Raw genomic sequence first — 21,123 nt, 5'->3', positions numbered from 1 at the left:
ATTGAATGGCCTATTGGTTACCAAGATATCGCTCCATGGTACAGTCATGTAGAAAAATTCATCGGTGTTTGCGGAAGCAAGGAAAATATTGAAACCATGCCCGATGGCGAATTTTTGCCAGCATATGAATTGAATAGTGTGGAACAACATTTGCAAGAAACACTTGCCACAAAATTTGGTAGGCATTATGTTTCGGGGCGATGGGCACAAATCACAGAACCGCAAAAAATACACACAGAGCAAGGTCGGGCGCAGTGCCAAAATAGAAATCTATGCATGAGGGGCTGTCCCTTTGGAGGCTATTTCAGCTCTGTGACTTCCACTTTGCCTTGGGCGGAGAAAACCGGGAACCTGACCATTAGACCTTTCTCTGTGGTTCATTCGATTATTTATGATGAAGAGAAACAAAAAGCAATTGGAGTAAAAATAATTGACACTAATACCAAAGAGGAAATTGAATATTACGCGAAAATAATTTTTGCCAATGCATCCGCGTTAAATACAAATCTTATTTTGCTTAATTCAGTTTCCAAACGTTTCCCAAATGGCTTGGGAAATGACAATGGCCTGCTCGGCAAGTATATTTGTTTTCATAACTACAGGGCGGGTATGAGCGGCGAATTTGATGGTTATGAAGATAAGTATTATAAAGTGTCCAAACCTGCAGAATGTATCATTCCAAATTTTAGAAACGTAGAGGAACAAGATACTGATTTTGTGGGCGGTTACGTTATATTTTCTGGAGCGGGTAGAGAGAAACTGAGTGAGAAAGGACTTACCGAAACCATTGGCGAAAACTTTAAAGAACAAATTAGCCAACCCGGAAAATGGTCTGCTTACATGTATATGCAAGGCGAGACTATTCCTAAGGAAAGTAATCACGTTAGATTAAGCCAAGAGAAAAAAGATCAATGGGGTATTCCACTATTGATAACATCCGTGGATTATGATGACAATGATGATAAGATGGTTAAGGATTTTTTGGAGCAGGGGAAAGCCATGCTAGAGGCAGCTGGCGCACAAAATATCGTAACCAATGAAAACAGACAGCCGCCGGGATTGGACATACATGAAATGGGTGGGGTAAGAATGGGAAAAGACCCCAAAACCTCTTTACTGAATGAATGGAACCAAATGCACCTGTGTAAAAATGTTTTTGTAACGGATGGTGCCTGTATGACAAGTACGGGTAATCAAAGTCCGTCAATATTATACATGGCGCTTACTGCCAGAGCGGTTAATTATGCGGTTGATGAAATGAGAAAAGGAAACCTTTAAATAACTCAGAAATGAACAGACGTGATTTAATAAAAAATATTGCCATTTTAACTGCTGCCTCCTTTGTGGGCGCAGATTTATTTTTAGTGGGATGCAAAAGTGATAAGAGAGACAATTTTACCCCGTTTGACATTAATTTTTTCGACGAAGTGGCAGAGACCATTATCCCTAAGACCGAAACCCCTGGCGCAAAGGATGCCGAAACGGGAAAATTTATGGCCTTATTCGCGACTGATTGCTACAATGACACGGACAAAGAAAATTTGCGGAAAGGAATCACAAAAATGAATGAAGCCTCCGAAAATAAGTTTGGAAGTTCATTCATGGAAATAACTAAAACGCAGAAACAAGAGTTGCTTATCGTTATCGATGCCGATGCCAAAAAATACAACCGGCAAAAAAGAGAAGAGGAAGCGATACATTATTTCACTATGATGAAGCAATTAACTTTATTGGGCTTTTTTACCTCGGAGGCAGGGGCTACACAAGTGCTACGTTATAAACCGGTGCCGGGAAAATATGAAGGAAGCATCCCATACAAAAAAGGGGAGAAGTCATGGGCGTAGATAATTTTTATCAAATGAAATAAAAAACAAGGAATAATATGAAAAAAACAACTGCAATAATCGTAAGCCTATTTTGTATGATTGCGAGTGCTAATGCGCAAAAAAAAACGTTCGCAAATGACACTAATTTACTTACGGAAAAACAAAAAAAGGAAGGCTGGCAATTATTATTTGATGGTGTATCTACAATCGGTTGGCATACTTTCAACAAGACTATTTTAGGTTCAGCGTGGAAAGTGGATGGAGGAACCTTACATTTGGATTCTTCAAAAAAGGAAGGTTGGCAAACCGCAAATGGCGGCGATATTGTTTATGACAAAATTTTTGAAAATTTCGATTTTAAAATAGAATGGAAAATTTCTAAGGGAGGAAACAGTGGTATCATGTTTTATGTCCAAGAAGGAAAACAATACGAATACCCATGGCAGACAGGGATCGAATGTCAAGTTGCCGATAACCAAAATAATGAGGATGGCAAGATAGATAAATGTCGAGCTGGCGATTTGTATGATTTAGTATCCTGTAATAAGGATGTGGCAAAACCTGAAGGCGTATGGAATCAATTGGAAATAATAAGTAAAAACGGCAAATTGAGGGTGTTTTTAAATGATGTAAAGGTGATCTCTACAACAATCTGGGACAGAAATTGGAAAGGTTTAATTGATGCAACCAAATTTAAAGAGATGCCCGGATTCGGGACTTTCAGAACCGGAAAAATAGCCCTGCAGGATCATGGTGCAGCCGTTTGGTACAGAAATATAATGATTAAAAAATTGTAGGATAGTTGCCATAAATCAATCAAAGTATCGTGAAACAATGTATAGTCCAGCATTTATATAAATGTACTAAGAATATTTTTTAACAAATGACAGAAGAACTATTTAATCTAATCATTATGAAAAAAACGCTTGTTTTAGTATTTGCTCTTATTTCCTTTATCCAAAGTAAAGCTCAAGAAAAACCATACTATGAAGACATTATAAAATTCAGAAATTACGATAAAGTTAATCCGCCTCAAAAAGATGTCATACTTTTCATAGGTAGTTCTACTTTTACTATTTGGGGTGATGAAGTGCGAAAAGATTTCGACAATAACAAAATCATAAATCGAGCATTTGGAGGTTCGACCTTAGTAGATTTAATAAATTATGAAGATGAAATAATATTTGCATACCATCCCAAGAAAATAGTGATTTATTGCGGCGAAAATGATATTGCCAATGACTATCCTAAGGTAAGCGGAAAAGAGGTTGCCAAAAGATTCAAACAACTATATCAAGATATTCGTTTGAAATTCCCAATAATTCCAATTGTTTATTTGGCCATAAAACCAAGTCCGTCGCGTTGGGAAATGAGAAATAAGATGATTGATGCGAATCGTAAAATTGAAAAATATTTAAAAAAACAATCGAACAATCATATCGTGAAAATTTGGAATAAATTGTTGGATGAAGATGGAAAACCAAAGGCAAGTTTGTATCTGGAAGACGAATTGCATTTGAATCCCCAAGGATATAAAATATTGACAATAGAGCTTTATAACTACGTTAATTGAAAAGATAAGCCATCAACACAAAATCAGGCTTTATCGTTTGTGAAGGCACTGGCAAGTTATAATATGTCAATGTCTTGTTCTTAATCCCGAGAAGTTTGTACGAAAAAAATCAAGCTATAAACTCTTGGTCTATTCAAATGCGGTCAAGGAATTCCTTATTGATGGGTTTTACCTGAAAGCGAACTACATTTTTATCTCCGTTCGCGCGAGCGATATTATCATTATCGATGGTTGATGAAATGATATATGCCTTACAATAGTTTTTTAACGTGTTGGCCAATTTTATTTTAATGCGTAAATGGCAGCATGAGTTGCAGTGACACAGAACAAAAAAGGAGGCCTTTTTAAAGGGCCTCCGATTGTGATTCTGATTTACCATTTATCAAATCACACCCGCTGAGCATGAAATGACTATTTGAATAATCTTCTCTTTTCAGAGGGCTTTACTCAAGTGATTAATCAAAAACACACTCAAAGATACAAATAATATATCAGAAGTAATTGTAAATAAGGTTTTTAACTATTAATTAGGCTATTTTTTTTATCCGTTGCAGTTTTAGAAACAGATTACAGAAATAGATAATGCATACCCGGTTTTGGATCTGTACTGATAAAAAAAATCCGCCAACTATTGCGATAAATTTTGTCATAATGATGTCGTAAAGGTATGGCTACAGCTAAATATATCATAAGAATGAAGTCAAAGAAAAGCGCTGGAATACTTTTGTATAAAAGAATTGACGGCCAATTGTATATCCTGTTGGTACATCCCGGTGGTCCTTTTTGGGAGGGCAACGATAAAGGACATTGGTCAATACCAAAAGGAGAATTTACTGAGGAAGAAAATGCATTTGATGCCGCTATCAGAGAATTTGAAGAAGAAACCGCTACCCGTTTAGAGGGACACTTTACAGAACTCTCTCCGGTAAAATTAAAATCAGGCAAAATAGTTTATACCTGGGCTTTAGAGGGGGATATTAATGCGGATACCATAGTAAGCAATACTTTTGAAATCGAATGGCCACCAAAGTCAGGAACCATAAAAACTTTCCCCGAAATAGACAAGGCGCAATGGTTTACCGTCGAGGAAGCCTTGGTGAAAATCAATGAAGCGATGCGAGATCTTATTTTGCAGCTGCTAGCGAAGATCGAGCCTTGAGCGAGAAGAATGCAGCGCAAGGATATGGGAATACGCTCCGCATAGCGGATGTAGAAACAAAATCAAATTATTAGGAGAACCTATAAAATAAAAAGCGGCGGTAAACTTTTGCTTACTGCTGTTTTCGATAGCTATTCTCATTTGTTTTCAGTGCTGTATCGACTTTCCTGAACTGGAAATTAATACTTTAAACTGTTGGAATTGGTTGTCCATACCTGAATACTAGGTATAAAATCACTATCATCCGATGATAGCAATGATAAAATGGAGTTCGCAATAATTTGTAAATGGGCTTGTATTGCTGGTGATTTGACTGTAATCAAAAATATAATGCTAAATTTAGTCTCAAAACCCACTGGGATGTTTGCACTCATTCTTTATATTTGAACGAAAAACCTAAACTTTAAAATTAAATAGTATATAATGTCCTCATTCAAACATAAAGTAGAAATTCAAGTCCGTTTTAAAGATCTAGATATGATGGGTCATGTCAACAATGCAAATTATTTTACATATGTAGAATATGCAAGACTGCAATATTTTGACAGTGTCGTAGGTGTAAATACAGATTGGCACTCGCAAAAAGGACTGATAATGGCGCATTTTGATATTGACTTCCGACAAGCTATATCTTTTGAGGACAAAATCAATGTCCATACGAGATGTTCCCGATTGGGGACTAAAAGCTTTGACTTGTCTTGGAAGATAACCAAAAATACAGATGATAACAGTACAGAAGAAATCGTTGCTGAGGGAAAAGCCGTTATTGCTTGTTACGATTATGATTTAAAAAAAGCAAAAGAAATTCCTGCTGATAGAAGGAAATTAATTGAACATTTTGAAAATATGGAAGAAACTTCCGCCAATACCGTGTAATAATATTTGCTTAACAACTATCCATTAACCGTTGTTTCCATTTTTAAAGCGAACATTTTGACAATAACTAAACTGCTTTTCGGACAACAAGCCTTATGGACAAATACAATTTTCTTGTTAAGGGTCCATAACATGGGTTTTGCCTTAGCGGGCATAAGAGACAAGTTCAAATCAATCAATGCAAAGCCCAAAAACGTTCTATAGAAAGACCTTATTCAATAAAAACCTAAACTATTTGTAACCTTTTCATTTCAGGCAAACTCTAATGTTATATAAGCCGATATTGGTTTAAAACAATTAAAATTTTTGAAAAATATGGAAAGTACAAATTTACAACAAGCGATCAAACCAACATTTATCTTACTAAAATTCACTTTTGGATTACTGCCTATTGTTGCAGGTCTAGACAAATTCACGAATATATTAACCGACTGGGAACAATATATCAACCCAACACTTACCGGAATGTTACCGTTTTCTGCGCATACATTTATGATCATAGTCGGAGTTATTGAAATTGTGGCAGGAATAGTTGTTTTTATAAAAACAGAAATTGGTGGTTATGTTGTTAGCGCCTGGTTAGCATTAATTGCATTAACACTTTTGGTGAGTTTTAGCTATGTAGATGTTGCAGTTCGAGACCTTGTGATGGCAATTTCAGCATTTTCAATGGCAAGAATAGCTAAATTTGTAGCCTAAATAATCAACAAAAAATAGCTATGACAGCATTTGAAAAATATACCGATTTAGAAGTTGTACAAAAAATTGGGGCAGGAGAAGTTGAATTATTTGAAATTATAATTCGTAGGTATAATCCGTTTTTATATAAAGTTGGTCGTTCTTACAATTACAACCATGAAGATACGCAAGACCTGATGCAAGACTCTTACATTGATGCTTTTACAAGCTTGTCAAAATTTGAAAATCGTTCCGCTTTCAAAACTTGGATTATAAAAATAATGCTCAATAATTGTTTCAGAAAGCAACAAAGATGGAGTTCAAAAAACATAATTAATGCCAAAATAAACGAAATAGCGACACCAATGTTTTCAAACCATAAACATACGGACACGAACAAAACTGTAATCAACCACGAATTATGCGGTGTGATAGAAAATGCATTGCAACAAATTCCATTAGACTATAGGATGGTTTTTTCTTTGCGGGAAGTCAATGGATTAAATGTTTTAGAAACTGCGGATGCTTTGGATATTAGTGAAGCAAACGTAAAAGTTAGATTAAATAGAGCAAAATCAATGTTGAGAAAAGAAGTGGAAAAATCATATTCGACAGAAGATATTTATGAATTTAATCTAATTTATTGCGACAAAATGGTAGAAAATGTAATGGATAAATTAAAGAAATCAGCAATATGAGTACGACACAAGATTTACTTGAATTAATAGGCGAAGAACATGTTGGAACCTCATTGGAAACTCCAATGCGTGTCGGGGCATTCGATATGGACGACAATAGGAAAATAGAACTGATAGAAAATCATTTCAGGGAAATAATGCACATTTTGGGTTTAGATCTAAGCGACGATAGCTTAAGTGGAACACCATTTAGAGTGGCAAAAATGTATGTTAAAGAAGTTTTTAGCGGTTTGAATCCGGCAAATAAACCGGAAGGGAAACTCTTTGAAAATAAGTATGAATATAACGAAATGCTGATCGAAAAAGACATCACTTTATATTCATATTGCGAGCACCACTTTGTGCCAATTATAGGAAAAGTTCATGTAGCCTATATTTCTGATGGTCAGGTAATTGGCTTGTCTAAAATAAATCGTTTAGTACAATATTATGCAAAACGACCACAAGTTCAAGAGAGATTAACGAATCAAATTGCTGAAGGTTTAAAAGAGGCCTTACAATCAGACAATGTTGCAGTAATTATTGAGGCGACACATCTTTGCGTAGCTTCTCGCGGCATCAAAGACACTAATACAAGCACAATTACGGCTCATTATTCGGGAAAATTTCAAGACAAAAAAAATAAAGCCGAATTTATATCTTTAACGAAATAATAGAAATGACCTAGAAGACTGTAAGAGACGGTTTTTTGATGGGCTAGGGAAGTATAAAAAAACTCTTCATAAAATCCGAAGGACTGACAATTGGAAGCAAATCTATTTTTTTGCCCCCTTCCACTTTCTAAATTCTTTTAATAGTTTCTCTAGCCCTAAAGTTGATTTTTGGTGTCTTGCTCAGGCTACTCTGACACCTTTTTTTAATTAGCGATTCAGATTCAGTTTTGAATGTTTCGAATTTCTGCGTTGATTTTTTTTCAATTAGATCTTCACGATAATGTTTTATAAAAGTAGGCATTTGACAATTATAGTCAAGCGATCAGCTATTAGTCTACTACAATGCGGTCAAGGAATTCCTTATTGATAGGTTTTACCTGAAAGGAAATAACGTTTTTATCTCTTCGGGCACGGCCAATGTCGTCGTCATCAATAGTGGAGGAAATAACATACGCTCGGCAATTTTGTTTAAAATCGAGTGGGAGTTTTTCATATGCCTCTAAAAATTCGAAACCGGACATCAGGGGCATATATATGTCTACAAAAATTACCTGAGGCAGCATTATGCTATTATTCTGGTTTTCTTGCAAATATTGTAACGCCTCCATAGCATTGGAATACTCCAATACTTTTTTGCCAAAATAATTTTTAGTGATCAGGCGTGATGAGATATAAAGATCAATGGTATTATCATCGATGATCATCACCGTTTGAAATTTTGGTTTTAATTCTTCTATCATGGTTTTAAGTTTTTTAGAGTAATAATAAATGTAGTTCCGGTTTCTAGCTCGGACTTAACCTCAATAGAGCCTTCAAGTTTTTCTATGGTTTCCATAACGATATATAAGCCAATACCGGAACCATCTGTTTTACCTGACAAGCGAACAAACATATCGAATATTTTTTGATGGTTTTCTGGCGCAATCCCGATCCCGTTATCAGCTATTGTGAGTTGAAGTTTATCGTTGTCATAGCGGCCGGTAATTTTTATGTACCTGCCTGAGACACTATTTTTATGGTGCTTTATCGCATTAGAAATTAGATTTTCGATGATGGTTTTAAAACGCTGGCGATCTGAATAGAAAGGGTAATGTTCCTTGACATCAATATCGAAAACAATTCCTTGGGCCTGTTTCATGCTTTGAAGCGATTCGACAACATCGATAACGGTTTGCTGCAATAGTATTTTTTCTATCTCCAAGCTGCTTCGGTTGTTTTGCGAGTAGCTTAAAATATTTTTAATAAAGTCATCCAAACGATTGATGCTATTGCGTATCATTCCTGCATGTTCAAGGGTATCGACTTCCAGGCTTTCGGTTTCAATAAAAGAAATCAGGCCGAGGATAGAGGTCAGCGGAGAACGCAAATCATGAGAGATGCTGTATACAAAACGATCCAGTTCTGAATTGGTTTTGATGAGTTCCTTATTGCGCTTTTCTAGATTTAGCTCTGCTTTTCTTCTATCGGTGATATCATTTGAAAGAATAAACCGTGCCGGAACTCCTTCATAAATGATTTCATGTGCAATAATTTCAACCGGAAAGACGGTTCCGTTTTTCTTCTGATGATTCCATATTCCCTTGTAGAAATTTTCTGGCTCATATAGCAAAGAATCATTAAACTCCGTAAACGATTCTTTGTGCTGCTGCGGTCTTACGTCAATTGCAGTCATAGAAAGGAATTCCTCTCGGCTGTACCCATATTGCAGGACGGCCATTTTATTTACATCAAGGAATTTAAAAGTATTTAATTCCGTTATCCACATGGGCATTGGATTGTTTTCAAATAAGTACCTATATTTTTTTTCATTTTCCTTCAGGGCATGTTCCGCTTTTTTAATTTTGGTGATATCGGCAACCATGGCCATACCTCCTTTATACTCCCCCGTTTCACTTATAAACGGATTTGCGGCAACATTTGCCCAAATTTCTTTACCCGATTTAGAAATATATTTAAAGGTTCTGTTGTCAGATTTACCTGCTTTTTTACCCTCCATTAATTTGGTGGCGAGTTGCTTTCCCTCTTCGTCCATAAAATAAAAGATCTCCTTTCCAATCATTTCTTTTTGGGTATATTCTAATATTTGACACATTTTGTCGTTAACAAAAGTGGTTTTGTGGTTTTCATCAATCAGCCATATTCCTTCTTGTGCGGTTTCCACTATCTGACGGTATTTTTTTTCGCTTTCCATCAAGGCCCGTTGCGCTTTTTTATGATCGGTCATATCACGGCCAAAGAGAATCGTATTGCCATCTTTCAGCATTTTTGCCGATAATTCCACGTCAATTAAAGTGCCGTCTTTTCTTTTGATTCTTCGTTCGTCCCTGACGGTTTTCCCTTCCTTCAAGGCATCCAATTTTAAGGGATTTGCGATAAGGTCTTCTGCTAAAAAAAAGTCCTCAAGGGAAAGCTGTAAAATCTCTTCTCTAGAATACCCAGACTTCAGGCAGGCATAGTGATTTACATCTGTAATTTTCATCGAAACATCAATAATACAGATGGCATCACTTGCCTGTTCTATCAGAGAACTATAGCGCAGCACGCTCTCCTCAATTTTTTTGCGTGATAGGACTTGCTCCGTTACATCATTGGCAAAGAAAAGAATACCGTCAATATTATTGTCCGTACCCCGATGTGCCTGATAAATGAAATTTAAATAGGTATCCACCAGTTTTCCATTTCCATGGTGATCAAATTGAACGAGCATTTCATTGGCCGAAAAAGTTTCACCCGTTTGATAAACGGTATCCAAAAACACAAAAATCCCTTGTGATTCCAGTTCTGGCAATACTTCTTTTACGGTTTTGCCAATGATATCTGTTCTATCGATCAATTGTAAATAAAGCTCATTTGCCAATTCATAGACATGGTTGGGACCCTTTAAAATCCCCATGCAGGAAGGCGCCTGTGAATACAAATCATGGAAGCGCTGTCTTTCAATTTCAAATGCTTTCTCTAAGTTTTGTTTGTCGGTGGCATCTTTGGCTATGGCATAACTCTTTTTGCCCTTTTCATCCCATCTGGAGGACCAAAGTATAGGCACAACGCAGCCATCCTTCTTAATGTATCGATTCTCAAAAACAGTAACGGGCAAGCCGCTTTTAATTGAGATATCTGTTTTACGGGTCTTTTCAATATCTTCATGAAATACAAAATCGATATATTTTTTGCCCATTAATTCCTCGGGTTTATAGCCCCAAAGGTATTCTGATGCAGCATTTACGCTAACAAATCGTCCTTCTTCGTCAAAGGAACAAATCACATCCAAGGTGGAATCCAATATTTTGTTCCGGTCATGTAATGCCTGCTGTAAATCATTGGCAGATTGTGCGAGCTTTTGCGCTGCCTCCTTTCGTTCCGATATATTGCGTACAATCATCGAGGTTCGCCGTTCGCCATTCTTGTCATTATATACTGCCGCAGTTAGTTCACCCGGGAACTTACTTCCATCTTTATAAACCAATGTAATTTCTCCTGTTACCCATCCCGTGCGTTGGCGCTCTGCTATCATTGATTTTAACCGAGGGTCGCTGTTATCTACAAGACCAAATCTTCCACCATCAATAATTTCCTGTTCGGTCCTTTTAAAAATTTTACAGGCAGCGGGGTTTGCTGCCAGAATCTGTCCATCGGTTACAGTAAGAAGGATTCCATCAACACTATTTTCATACAAAGCCTGAAATTTGGCTTCATTCTGCCATAATTCTTCGGTGCGTTTTTTTTCTGATTGATTGAATACAGCATACTTAGCTTGTTTTAGGGCGCAGTTCACTTTATCGGTTAAGCTGCTGATGTTTTCTGCTAACACTAAATCGGTCACTCCAATCTTTATGAGTTTTATCGCATTTTCTAAATCAATGTCTTTTGCCACAAAAATAAACGGCGTTTGCGGCGCTAGTTTTTCTTTCAATTCAAATGCAGTGATACCTTCAAAAGAAGATGGAAGGAAATAATTTGAAATTATAATATCTGGCTTGAAATTATGAAGCGCCTTTTCATACTCATTTTCCGTCCGCACCATTTTTGATATATAATTGACACAGCCCATATTCAACTCCTGCTGAATCAATGAAACAGCAGAGAGGTTGTGTTCGACAATTAATATTTTAGTTTTCATAAGTATCATTACTTTTTAAAATGGTTTGAGGAAAAGCACAAAAAATCCAATGGTTTTGCTTTTTCATTATTCCTTAAGCTTTATGAATTTATTAAAATCATCTTGACGTCTTTTGGCGACAGGCAAAATTGATCCGTTTGAAAATTCACAGAAATAACCATCTTTCTTTGAAATTTTAATGATATGGCGCAGGTTAACAATGAAAGAATGATGTATTCTAAAAAAATAGTTGTTGTCCAGAAGGTTGCTATATTCCCCTAAATTTCTACTGGACATTATTTTTTTGCCATTAAGCAGAAAAAAATAAGTGTATTTTCCGTCTGCTTTGCAAAAAAGTATTTCCGACATATGGATCAGTTCGATTTTATCTAATGAGGAAATGGCTAGGTAATCACTATTTTGATTAAAGGAGTTCAGAATATTAATGTCATTAATTTTTTGATTTTGATACGAATGCTCCATTTCGTTCCTTTTGATAACTTTGTAAACGGCTAAAATAATCGCGTTAAAATCGATGGGTTTTAAGATGAAATCAATTGCGTTGTGTTTAAATGCTTTAACGGCATAATTTTCATTAGCAGAAATAAAAACAAGTTTTGGAACGCTAAATTCCAATTGTTCGAGCATTTCAAAAAAAGTATTGTCTTTTAGAGTAATATCTAAGAAAATGACGTCAGGTTTTGTCAACTTTACTGCATTAATCCCATCAATTACCGATGTTGCGTCGCCAATTATTTTTATAATCATAAAGTTTTCTTCCTCAAATTTTTTTAGAATTAGTAAGCTATCCTTTTCTTCGGTTATGATTACTGCATTAATAGGCGTCATAGGCGGTATTTGTTATAAGATTTTAATATAGCATATAAATTGAGTGTACGGTAAAAATTCTGTTTTATTTTTGAAGCAAAAGTAATAGTCGTACTTTATTTAGGCATAAGTGAGAACTAATTTCCCTTACTGTTGTCTTGGTATTAAAATCACCTCAGATTGTTGGGCTAGATAATTACTATTTCATATCTAATAGATTCTGTAGCTGCCCAGCTCAGCTGCACTAATTATTGATTCTTCATCGCCCCCGACTAATAGAATTCTATCTAGCGGTACAATCAACACCTTAACTTAATGTTACAAAAGTAATTTTTTTTCCTTTCTTGATTTCCTATATAATGACAAGTACTATGCCATTTAAGCTGAAGGTCGTACATTGATGAGATTGATTGTAAGGCTGATAAGTGTTGTAGGAGTGTTTGGCCTTTAGAAATTTACGTAAAGCTGCATGCACGCCCTGGCGCCATATGGATTTCAACTGATCTGTGGACTCTCCATAATTGTGGAATCTAAATCCTTGCGAATTTTTTATCTCGATTAGCTTTAATCTGATGACAGAAGCGGGCTGCAAAATAGTTTTAGGTATCTATGCAAGCCAGTTTTGCAATGGAACTGTGTTTTGCTTTGTAATACCTTATAATTGCGTTGGCTTAAAAACTGAAGACAAATTTCTTGCGGTCCTGATTGACTTTTTACGAAAACGAAATTCCAGTGGCAGATATGTCTGAGAATTTCACAGAGATTTTGTCTCAAAAGATCCTTCCGCCGCTGACGTTAAAGACGAATTATTGTACTATGTCACTCCAATTATCGGAACTCGGGCGGCCACGACAAGCTTGCGGGCGTGATTAAAGTAGATGTATACCTCGCGTATTTCCCAGCCGCAATAAACCCCAAAATTCGCTAATTGCCAGGAGGAGCAGGTGGAAGGGAAGGAGCAGGTGGAAGGGAAGGAGCAGGTGCAGGAGCAGGTGCAGGAGTAGGTGCAGGAGCGGGCGGAGCATCTGATCCTGGCACTTGCTTAATGAGCTGTCCGCTTATTTGAACTTTCGGAAAAGCGCTGCTGTAAAGACTAATATAATACATATTGGCGTTGAGATCCGCTTCCTGGGTTGCACTTAAAGGAGCACTTTTGTAAGTCATTCGAGTGTTTAAATCTGACAAAATAAAAACTGGCGGCTCATCGGCTTCAACACTCCCTTTGCTAATATAACCGTAATCCGCTGTTATTCCGGTAAGTGAGAATGTTTTTGTAATAGTGTCAAAGCTAAGTATGACCGTTTCTGTCGCTTTTGAAGTGGCAGAGGCCCCACTTCCGTCGCTTAAGTTAGCTTTAAAAGTAGCCTCTGGATTAGAACTGGCCAGGTCATCCGTCGTGCAGGAAGCAATAGCTGATACAATAAAGGACAGTAATAAAGATTTAAGTAAGAGTTTCATTTGTTTTTTTGTGTTGATTGGTTTTTCAGTAAGCAAACGAGGCAGGTAATGGTTGAAGCAGTTTGTCTTAAGGTTGGTTTTTTATATAAAAATTGAAAATATTTTAATGTTTGTCAGATTGAAATTTAGGATTATCTTAAATAATAAATTATCAAAATATGGTATAAAGTAAAGAGGATTTCCTTTAACTGAAAACCGAAAAGTTATAACTGTATAGCAGTACGGATAACTGGTCTTTATAATGGTTTTTCAGGACTATATGGCAAATGAGATCAACCGGAAGTTGCGCCCTTTCCAAACGGAGCGATAAGAAGAATTCAGCGACTCCGAATTAGGAATTCGAAAATAGATGGGATGAATCGCTTTGAAACTTTATTTTATAAAGGGGATTTATTAATTTCTCGCTTTTGGGAAGGTCTTATGCGCGCCGGAAATTAAGGAAGTAATTTTCTTTTCTGTTTTAATGTTTGTGCACTGGAATAATAGGCCATGTATTTGAGGCTTGGCTAAAGGGAATTGTATCGGAGTCGAGTGAAACACGAGAGACAGGCATGCAATGGGGAGATGCTGAAGCGTGTTTTGGTAATAGGCTTTTATAAGAATCGCCAGAACCTATAAAATAAGAAACGGCGGTAAACTTTTGCTTATTACCGTTTTCTAATAGTACTTTCATTTGTTTTATATTAGTTCCACTAAGTAAATTTTTTACAAAAGCAGTTTAATTCTATAAATAAACAAATTGTTTGCGCTTTTCACCATTCACCATCCACTCCTCGCCATTCACTCCTCACAACCCATAACTCACAAACTGCCATTAAGACCGCCATACTTTTTTTCTGCGCGCAGAAGGACAATTGCCAGCACCACTACCCAAAGCAGGAAAACACCGATGTTGATGCGCTCCCAAAGCCCGATCATTGGCGTGGGTTCATTTGTCGAGAGCTTCGGCGCATCCATGAATGTCAGGATACCGAAGAAAAGAAGAACCACGAATGTAGCGATGGAATACATCCGGAACCGCTTTCCGACTGCCGTTGCGGCAAAGCCCAGAGCGGCCAGATATAGGATATTGGTCACCGCACCAAGAGCGATATGCATGGTATCTGAAAATGTTCCGCCACCCTCCGCCAACAGCTCTCGCTGGTGCATGGGAGCGAACGGCCATAGGAACCCCAGAGCACCGTAGGCTAATAGCAAAATTCCAGTGGTGCGCAGTGCGCGATTTTCACCTGCCGATTTCCAAATACCCCAGGCGAAGGCTAACATAAGAAACGTATAAGGGAAGGCCAGCACAGACCATAACATCCGTGTGGGGGCGCCTATGGCCGAGAGCTCGCTGGGGACTTGCGAAGCGCAGTCATAGCCGGGATAGTGCATTGGCACGATGATATTTATGGCGGTAAAGAGGAGTGAAGAGAGGATGCCACAATAGAGTGCTGCACGCCTCAATGTTTTTTGTCGGGAAGGAACAAGAGAAAAGATCGATAGAAAACCCGCGACAACAGGCAGCCCCCAAATGGCATGCAGCCAGTGGAATTCCAGCAGAATGGCAATTTCAATCCAGAACCAAAAGAGTAGTCCGCCTAAGGCGACACCAGCCATAATCCAGTCGGAAGGCTTTTTGCGAAAGACCGCGAAAAAGGCGACCGCATTTATAATTCCCAATCCAAGGAGGAGGATGCCGGGAATCAGAAAGTCACTGAAGACACCATGCATGATGTCGACAGGCATATCCATATAGCTGCCATCCGGGGCGGCTACCAGAAGGCTGCCGCCCAACAAGCAGCCTGCCGCCTCGAAACCAAGAACGGAAAGCAGCAGAATCCGCTGCCATTGCGGTTGAACAACATTCTGATGTGTTTGTTCTTCTTTTCTCGGGTATTTGAATGTTGTTGTTTCCACACTATTTCTTTTTATTATTTATTGACTTTTATTCGCTGCAAGTAAAATTTTGTTCCTACATCATCAGTGCCATAAAGCGTTCCACATCATAAATTGCATTATGTGCCGAAGGAGATATTTTGGGCAACTGAAGGTCAAAGGCATGGTCGGTTTGCGGTAAAATATGCATTACCGTGGGCACTTTTTTCTCCGCCAAACGGCGGTGTAGTAAAAGGGTGGATTTTACCGGAGCCATGATGTCGTCTTCACCATGAATCAACAAGCTAGGAGGGCAGTCCGAGTTTACATGTGTTACTGCTGAGAAAAGAGCGTAGGTTTCGGGACATTCATCTGGATGCCCGCCCAAAAGGGGGGCTAAAGCTCCCGCCTTTTCAAAACCTTTATAAAAACCAAGGCGATGGTATTCCTTCCCCATTTTTGTTATGATCCATTGAGGCATTTTAGTGGGCACCTTTTTTTTTGGTCTACCTGGAACGGAACCTGTCGTCAAATGTTGGTTGGTATGGTAATACACGGCCTCTAGATCAGAAGTTCCATAAATTGAAATCACTGCGCATACGCTGATATTCTTTCGTTGCAATTCCTTAGGCGTGAACAGGGGATTGTCGGCCGTATAAGCAGCCAGCATGGCCAGATGTCCGCCTGCCGAACCGCCACCGACCACAATGCGATCGGGATTGACGCTGTACTGATCAGCATTCTCTTTCATCCAAACAATCGCCCGTTTCACATCGTTTACCATTCCCATCATATCCGTTTCGGGAGACAGCCGGTAGGCCACATCCATAATCACATGCCCTTGGGCAGCCAAATGGTTAAAAAACGGACGAGTCCCCAAATCTTTGTCTAGGAAATAGAAGGCACTGCCATGCAGATAAATAAAAGCCAAACCTGAAGGGGTAATCATTTCGGGCGGCTGCCATAAATCGCACAATAATTTTCGGCCTGTGTCAGGAATGGATGTGAATGAAATGTTTTGCTCCATTCGTGCTTTGGGCACTGTAGGTAATTTTAGTACTAAACGGCAGGGAAGAAAATATTTTTTTTGATTGGGATTTATTCGGGCTTCCCAATTCGAACCGAAAGCCTTTTCAAAACCGTTTGAAAAATGGGGTGGCCGCGTAACCCGGATGATGTGTATCAAAAAGATAAAAAAGACATATAAGCCAATCAAGCTGATAGAAACAGAACCGCTTACGCCTCCCATAATAATGCATAACACACCAAGTAATGCAAGAAATGGTGATAATGCCGATGTATAGAGCTTTAGGAACCACAAAGTTGGTGCAGGCCAGCACAACCTGATGAAAAGTAGCACGCTCTGTAGTGCAGCCAAACCTCCTATAACAGCAGCCACGATCTGAAAAATTACTTTTATGATGTCCATATGGTTTCTTTTATCTGTTATTTAAATAAAGTCAATCCGTAAGCCGCGCCTATTTTGCCCGATCGAAAAAGACAATTGATAGTTTAAATTTTGTAATACGCTGTATATCAAATATATATATAATTATTATATAAGATTTTGTTTTTCTTTAAAGCAATATTTATTCAAAATTACCATCGATAAGGACATCTGATACAATTGATCTTCTTTTACGCCAATATTCGCAGCTTGGATCATCTGCAGCTGAGTTTTAGCATTAAATAGAGGCACAAAGAGGCGCTGCAAAAACAGGGTGAAAAATACTTTAGAAGATTATAAAGTGGGGGTTAAATTAAAGTATGAGCCTGCCGATGCAATTGATAATGCAACTACTCAAGCAAACGATTTTGGAGTTCAAAAAAAAGGTCTTCAATTCAATAAAACCCGTTCTGATTCTTTTTCTGATACAAGTACTCTTGCGACTACTGATTGCCCCGCTGATGATGTAATTAGTATCACACCACCAATAAATACTTAATTATAAGTCTTTGTTTACAATTAATTGCTAATTTCGGGCAAAGAAACTTTATATGGTTCGTTCCCCGTTTTTTATTTTAGTGCTTTTGCTTTCTATGGTATCTTGTCAAGAAAGTGTAAAAACAAGCACCGATACTTCTAAAGAACAAGAAACCTCGAAAAAAAATATAGCGCGGAAATATTCAGAATTAGGTGATTCCTTTACTAGAGATAATAAGCTGGATAGTGCTTTCTATTATTATTTAAAATCTACTGAATTATTTAAAGAAGAGGGCAGCAGCAGTTATATTGCATACAATCTAGTTGGAATGGCACATATCCAACAGACCTATGGTGATTACTACAGTAGTGAAGAAACTTTGACCGAAGCTTTACCTTACATAAACAATGATTTACAATATCAGTTAGCTGCAAATAATTTATTTGGTATCTCCGCAAAAGAGCTAAAGAACTATGATGATGCCGTTTTTTATTACAATAAAATTTTGGAAACTGCTAGCGATTCAATAGTAAGGCTTACACCCCTCAACAATATAGCTAATGTCTATATAGAGCAAAAAAAATATAAGGAGGCGATTTTTCTTTTGGAGCCCTTTTTAAAGTCTGCTATTTTAGATTCATTACAGAATAAAAAAGCTAGAATTATTGACAATCTAGGATTTGCTTATTATAAAGACAATCAGATTCCAAAGGGACTAGCATTAATGAATCAGGCTTTAGCAATCAGAACTGGAATTGACGATTCCTATGGAAGTATTGAAAGCTATTTGCATTTAGCTGATTACTATCAAAATAAAGATTATCAAAAATCAAAATGGAATGCACTACATGCTTATAATGAAGCAACAAAATATCAAAGCATTGACGAACGATTGGATGCCTTGGCTTTTTTAATGTCATATAATCAAGAAAAAGGAATAAATAGTTATGCCCTATTGTTTGTAAATCTAAACGATAGTATTAAAAAAGTCCGAAATAATGCTAAAAATAAATTTGCTAAAATTAGATATGATTCCAGAAAAGCCACTCTGGAAAACATCGAATATAAGGGGCAAAGGGCGGAAACCCTTTTGCAACTTGAAACGCAAAAGAACCAAAAGTACTTGTTGTTTTTTGGATTTGTCATGCTAGTTGGCGGGATTGTATTTATAATCAATTATTACAAAGCTAAAACCAAACGGGAACGCTTAGAAGCCAATTATAATGCGGAAACCCGAATTTCTAAAGAACTCCACGATGAATTGGCTAATGATGTTTTTTATGCTATGACTTTTGCTGAAACTCAAGATTTGCAGAATCCAATAAAAAAAGAGAATCTTCTGGATAATCTTGATAAAATATATGTTAGAACACGAAATTTTTCTAAAGTGAATAGTCCCATAGAGACTGGAGAATGTTTTGAACAGAATTTAAAACAAATGCTCAATAGCTATAAAAGTAGTAGTACCGAAGTTATTATTAAAAATGGTAACCCAATAGATTGGGCAAAAGTTCAAACAGAAAAAAAGATAGCCATACAGAGAGTATTACAGGAACTTATGGTCAATATGAAAAAATACAGTCAAGGCAGTTTTGTGGTCATCGGTTTTGATATGGAACAAAATAAACTCAAAATTGATTATTCAGATAATGGGGTTGGTTTCTCGGAAAAACTAATTTTAAAAAATGGTCTCCAGAATGCGGAAAACCGTATCCAAGCAGTAAATGGAATTCTTACTTTTGATTCTCAAACCAATAAGGGTTTCAAAGCTAGGATTTTAGTTCCGAAATAAGATAAATGACGAACGGGAACAAGGGAAGCCTATTGATTAAGTATACAGAATTTATCGCAACAGAAAATTATTCTAATGAAAAGATAAGGTTGACCGACTGGAACAGCCGAACGGAAATAAATGTTATATATTTATCAATATTTAATCTCTTTCATCATTGTTATGATCGATCGGTATTCCTCCTTCATTCCCGGATAATCCAAGTAACTTTTATCTGTTTGTAAAAACCCCTGTTTTTCATAAAAATATTTGGCCGGGCTGCTTTCCATAACTTTAAGCCACAAGACTGGACACTGCTGTTTTTCAGATAGAGAGATTATAAATTCCATGATGGTATTTCCAATTCCTTTTCCAGCATAACCTTTAAGGAGGTACAGTTTATCTATTTCTGTGCAGTGCGATGCGGGATAGGAGGCTAAGTCACTAGTATTTAGTTTAAAATAGCCTATTATCTTGAGTGTGTCATATACCAAAAAGTAAAAAGTATTGGATTGTGAAAGTTCCTTCTTAAAGTTTTCTTTTTTATAAAACACATCAAGATACCAAGCTCCTTTATCCAGCCACAGATATGGATAAGTATCGTTATAGCTTTGGACGGCGGTTTCAAACAATAAATCAAGCTGGTCCTTCTGGCATTTTTTAATAGTAATCAATTGTCGTTTTTATGTTGTGTAGGTTATTAGGGAGTAAATTTATAATATTATTAATTGTCAGCAAATACATTATTGAATAATGCGTTAAGGATATTCTGAAAAAGATTATCCAATTCACTGACCGTTATTGGGTCATTGAATGGAGCATGTTTTATTAGGTGGAGTATGTATTGAAACTACTTTTTGAATTTATTTGCGCAATGATAATCAAGATATTTGATTTTTTTGAAGTTCAAAAATTCAGGGTCAATTTTTAATAGTAAATGAACAACTCATTCTTGGAGGAAATCCGACTCCTCAGTAGACCCCATAGTAAAACATGTATGTTGTGTCATAAAACTATCCCAAAGTTCGGGAAAAAGCATCTCAATAAAGCATCTCATCAATTAATTTCAATTGAAGAATTTTGCGAATATACGGGACTAAAATTAGAACAGATAATGCGTTGCATAATAGGATAGTGGTGCAGCTGGAGTCTGCCATGTCTTCGCAGGCAATAGAAACCAATTCAAAAAAAAGAAGTCTGTTTATTGGCCACCTGAGAGCCTTTGTCGCAAAAAATTGCATATTACAAATAACAAAGAAGCCTTTAAATACAGCTATTTAAAGGCTTCTTTGTTTTTAAGATTTCTGTTGAAAGCCTGTGCGATGAAGAAAGAGGGATTAGTTCCTGATCCAAGAGTAGGGAAGTCCTGTGAGGGAGATTCAAACCATAATATATTTGGGCTTGTACTGTACTTGCAAGTAAAGGGATTTTTTCAAGATCCCAGAGGGGGAGTCCTGCAAATGAAACCGAACCAAAATAAATTTTGGTTTGTTTTTTTGTTTTCAAGCCTGCGCCTACAAGCAAGCTTTTGTCACTGGCTTGAAAACAAAAAACCCGAAACTTTCGTTTCGGGTTTCCTTTGCGGAGAAAGAGGGACTAAGTGAAATTATGAACCCCTTGTATTCATTGACTTTAAAGACAATTCTCAGAATGAGTGCACCGAATTATGCACCCTTTTTTTTTGACTCAATTTAGCACTTAAATTGTATGAATCAAATTTAC

The 21,123-nt window shown here is 37.1% G+C and carries 20 protein-coding genes; 12 read left to right on the top strand and 8 right to left on the bottom strand.

Annotated elements, in window-relative coordinates:
• From VIH09_RS12310 to folE, 9 genes are all read left to right on the top strand, one after another.
• On the top strand, positions 1-1,278 hold a 1,278-nt coding region (locus VIH09_RS12310; protein ID WP_331581414.1), incomplete at its 5' end, for a GMC oxidoreductase.
• 11 nt (positions 1,279-1,289) lie between these two features.
• Positions 1,290-1,844: a gluconate 2-dehydrogenase subunit 3 family protein gene (locus tag VIH09_RS12305; RefSeq protein ID WP_331581412.1), complete on the top strand. Its 555-nt coding sequence runs from the start codon at positions 1,290-1,292 to the stop codon at positions 1,842-1,844.
• Between the two features lie 38 nt (positions 1,845-1,882).
• Positions 1,883-2,623: a DUF1080 domain-containing protein gene (locus VIH09_RS12300; RefSeq protein WP_331581410.1), complete on the top strand. Its 741-nt coding sequence runs from the start codon at positions 1,883-1,885 to the stop codon at positions 2,621-2,623.
• Positions 2,624-2,739: 116 nt separating this feature from the next.
• Positions 2,740-3,399 (top strand): GDSL-type esterase/lipase family protein, encoded by a 660-nt coding sequence (locus tag VIH09_RS12295; protein WP_331581408.1) that lies wholly within the window; start codon positions 2,740-2,742, stop codon positions 3,397-3,399.
• Between the two features lie 694 nt (positions 3,400-4,093).
• On the top strand, positions 4,094-4,558 hold the full coding sequence (locus VIH09_RS12290; protein WP_331581406.1) for an NUDIX domain-containing protein: 465 nt from the start codon (positions 4,094-4,096) through the stop codon (positions 4,556-4,558).
• A gap of 423 nt (positions 4,559-4,981) precedes the next feature.
• Positions 4,982-5,434, top strand: a complete 453-nt coding sequence (locus tag VIH09_RS12285) for an acyl-CoA thioesterase (RefSeq protein WP_331581404.1) — start codon at positions 4,982-4,984, stop codon at positions 5,432-5,434.
• 315 nt (positions 5,435-5,749) lie between these two features.
• Positions 5,750-6,133 (top strand): hypothetical protein, encoded by a 384-nt coding sequence (locus VIH09_RS12280; RefSeq protein WP_331581402.1) that lies wholly within the window; start codon positions 5,750-5,752, stop codon positions 6,131-6,133.
• 20 nt (positions 6,134-6,153) lie between these two features.
• The gene (locus VIH09_RS12275) at positions 6,154-6,810 is read left to right on the top strand and encodes a sigma-70 family RNA polymerase sigma factor (protein ID WP_331581400.1); all 657 of its coding nucleotides are present in this window, start codon (positions 6,154-6,156) and stop codon (positions 6,808-6,810) included.
• Complete coding sequence (gene folE, locus VIH09_RS12270) at positions 6,807-7,463, top strand: GTP cyclohydrolase I FolE (protein ID WP_331581398.1); 657 nt, start codon at positions 6,807-6,809, stop codon at positions 7,461-7,463. Before VIH09_RS12275 ends, folE begins: the two co-directional genes overlap by 4 nt.
• Positions 7,464-7,792: 329 nt before the next feature.
• On the opposite strand, the gene VIH09_RS12265 is transcribed toward folE, so the two are convergent.
• From VIH09_RS12265 to VIH09_RS12235, 7 genes are all read right to left on the bottom strand, one after another.
• Positions 7,793-8,203, bottom strand: coding sequence for a response regulator (locus VIH09_RS12265; protein ID WP_331581396.1), 411 nt, complete (start codon positions 8,201-8,203; stop codon positions 7,793-7,795).
• The gene (locus tag VIH09_RS12260) at positions 8,200-11,580 is read right to left on the bottom strand and encodes a PAS domain S-box protein (protein ID WP_331581394.1); all 3,381 of its coding nucleotides are present in this window, start codon (positions 11,578-11,580) and stop codon (positions 8,200-8,202) included. Before VIH09_RS12260 ends, VIH09_RS12265 begins: the two co-directional genes overlap by 4 nt.
• A 66-nt stretch (positions 11,581-11,646) precedes the next feature.
• A complete protein-coding gene (locus VIH09_RS12255; RefSeq protein ID WP_331581392.1) occupies positions 11,647-12,408 on the bottom strand; it encodes a LytTR family DNA-binding domain-containing protein in 762 nt (253 codons plus the stop codon).
• Positions 12,409-13,311: 903 nt separating this feature from the next.
• On the bottom strand, positions 13,312-13,845 hold the full coding sequence (locus VIH09_RS12250; RefSeq protein WP_331581390.1) for a CHRD domain-containing protein: 534 nt from the start codon (positions 13,843-13,845) through the stop codon (positions 13,312-13,314).
• Positions 13,846-14,305: 460 nt separating this feature from the next.
• Entirely contained in the window at positions 14,306-14,518 is a 213-nt protein-coding gene (locus VIH09_RS12245; RefSeq protein WP_331581388.1) for a hypothetical protein, read from the bottom strand.
• Between the two features lie 128 nt (positions 14,519-14,646).
• Positions 14,647-15,747, bottom strand: a complete 1,101-nt coding sequence (locus VIH09_RS12240) for a DUF998 domain-containing protein (RefSeq protein WP_331581386.1) — start codon at positions 15,745-15,747, stop codon at positions 14,647-14,649.
• Between the two features lie 55 nt (positions 15,748-15,802).
• Positions 15,803-17,134 carry an alpha/beta hydrolase gene (locus VIH09_RS12235; protein WP_331581384.1) on the bottom strand — a complete coding sequence of 444 codons (1,332 nt, stop codon included), beginning with the start codon at positions 17,132-17,134 and terminating at the stop codon, positions 15,803-15,805.
• 292 nt (positions 17,135-17,426) lie between these two features.
• On the opposite strand from VIH09_RS12235, the gene VIH09_RS12230 reads away from it, so the two are divergent.
• Complete coding sequence (locus VIH09_RS12230; protein WP_331581382.1) at positions 17,427-17,651, top strand: hypothetical protein; 225 nt, start codon at positions 17,427-17,429, stop codon at positions 17,649-17,651.
• A 52-nt stretch (positions 17,652-17,703) separates the two neighbouring features.
• Positions 17,704-19,422 (top strand): hypothetical protein, encoded by a 1,719-nt coding sequence (locus VIH09_RS12225; RefSeq protein ID WP_331581380.1) that lies wholly within the window; start codon positions 17,704-17,706, stop codon positions 19,420-19,422.
• A 134-nt stretch (positions 19,423-19,556) separates the two neighbouring features.
• Here VIH09_RS12225 and VIH09_RS12220 read toward each other — a convergent pair whose 3' ends face one another.
• Positions 19,557-20,075: a GNAT family N-acetyltransferase gene (locus tag VIH09_RS12220; protein ID WP_331581378.1), complete on the bottom strand. Its 519-nt coding sequence runs from the start codon at positions 20,073-20,075 to the stop codon at positions 19,557-19,559.
• Between the two features lie 561 nt (positions 20,076-20,636).
• Between VIH09_RS12220 and VIH09_RS12215 the strand changes: the two genes are divergently transcribed.
• Positions 20,637-21,005, top strand: a complete 369-nt coding sequence (locus VIH09_RS12215) for a hypothetical protein (protein WP_331581376.1) — start codon at positions 20,637-20,639, stop codon at positions 21,003-21,005.
• Positions 21,006-21,123: the final 118 nt, after the last annotated feature.

The organism is Flavobacterium sp., from assembly GCF_036515215.1.
In the GTDB taxonomy this organism is placed as follows: domain Bacteria; phylum Bacteroidota; class Bacteroidia; order Flavobacteriales; family Flavobacteriaceae; genus Flavobacterium.
This window is presented reverse-complemented; position numbering and strand designations above follow the sequence as displayed.

Coding starts and splice junctions, on each gene's coding strand:
- VIH09_RS12305 (WP_331581412.1), top strand. CDS start 1,290: ATGAACAGACGTGATTTAATAAAAAATATTGCCATTTTAACTGCTGCC.
- VIH09_RS12300 (WP_331581410.1), top strand. CDS start 1,883: ATGAAAAAAACAACTGCAATAATCGTAAGCCTATTTTGTATGATTGCG.
- VIH09_RS12295 (WP_331581408.1), top strand. CDS start 2,740: ATGAAAAAAACGCTTGTTTTAGTATTTGCTCTTATTTCCTTTATCCAA.
- VIH09_RS12290 (WP_331581406.1), top strand. CDS start 4,094: ATGAAGTCAAAGAAAAGCGCTGGAATACTTTTGTATAAAAGAATTGAC.
- VIH09_RS12285 (WP_331581404.1), top strand. CDS start 4,982: ATGTCCTCATTCAAACATAAAGTAGAAATTCAAGTCCGTTTTAAAGAT.
- VIH09_RS12280 (WP_331581402.1), top strand. CDS start 5,750: ATGGAAAGTACAAATTTACAACAAGCGATCAAACCAACATTTATCTTA.
- VIH09_RS12275 (WP_331581400.1), top strand. CDS start 6,154: ATGACAGCATTTGAAAAATATACCGATTTAGAAGTTGTACAAAAAATT.
- folE (WP_331581398.1), top strand. CDS start 6,807: ATGAGTACGACACAAGATTTACTTGAATTAATAGGCGAAGAACATGTT.
- VIH09_RS12265 (WP_331581396.1), bottom strand. CDS start 8,203: ATGATAGAAGAATTAAAACCAAAATTTCAAACGGTGATGATCATCGAT.
- VIH09_RS12260 (WP_331581394.1), bottom strand. CDS start 11,580: ATGAAAACTAAAATATTAATTGTCGAACACAACCTCTCTGCTGTTTCA.
- VIH09_RS12255 (WP_331581392.1), bottom strand. CDS start 12,408: ATGACGCCTATTAATGCAGTAATCATAACCGAAGAAAAGGATAGCTTA.
- VIH09_RS12250 (WP_331581390.1), bottom strand. CDS start 13,845: ATGAAACTCTTACTTAAATCTTTATTACTGTCCTTTATTGTATCAGCT.
- VIH09_RS12245 (WP_331581388.1), bottom strand. CDS start 14,518: ATGAAAGTACTATTAGAAAACGGTAATAAGCAAAAGTTTACCGCCGTT.
- VIH09_RS12235 (WP_331581384.1), bottom strand. CDS start 17,134: ATGGACATCATAAAAGTAATTTTTCAGATCGTGGCTGCTGTTATAGGA.
- VIH09_RS12225 (WP_331581380.1), top strand. CDS start 17,704: ATGGTTCGTTCCCCGTTTTTTATTTTAGTGCTTTTGCTTTCTATGGTA.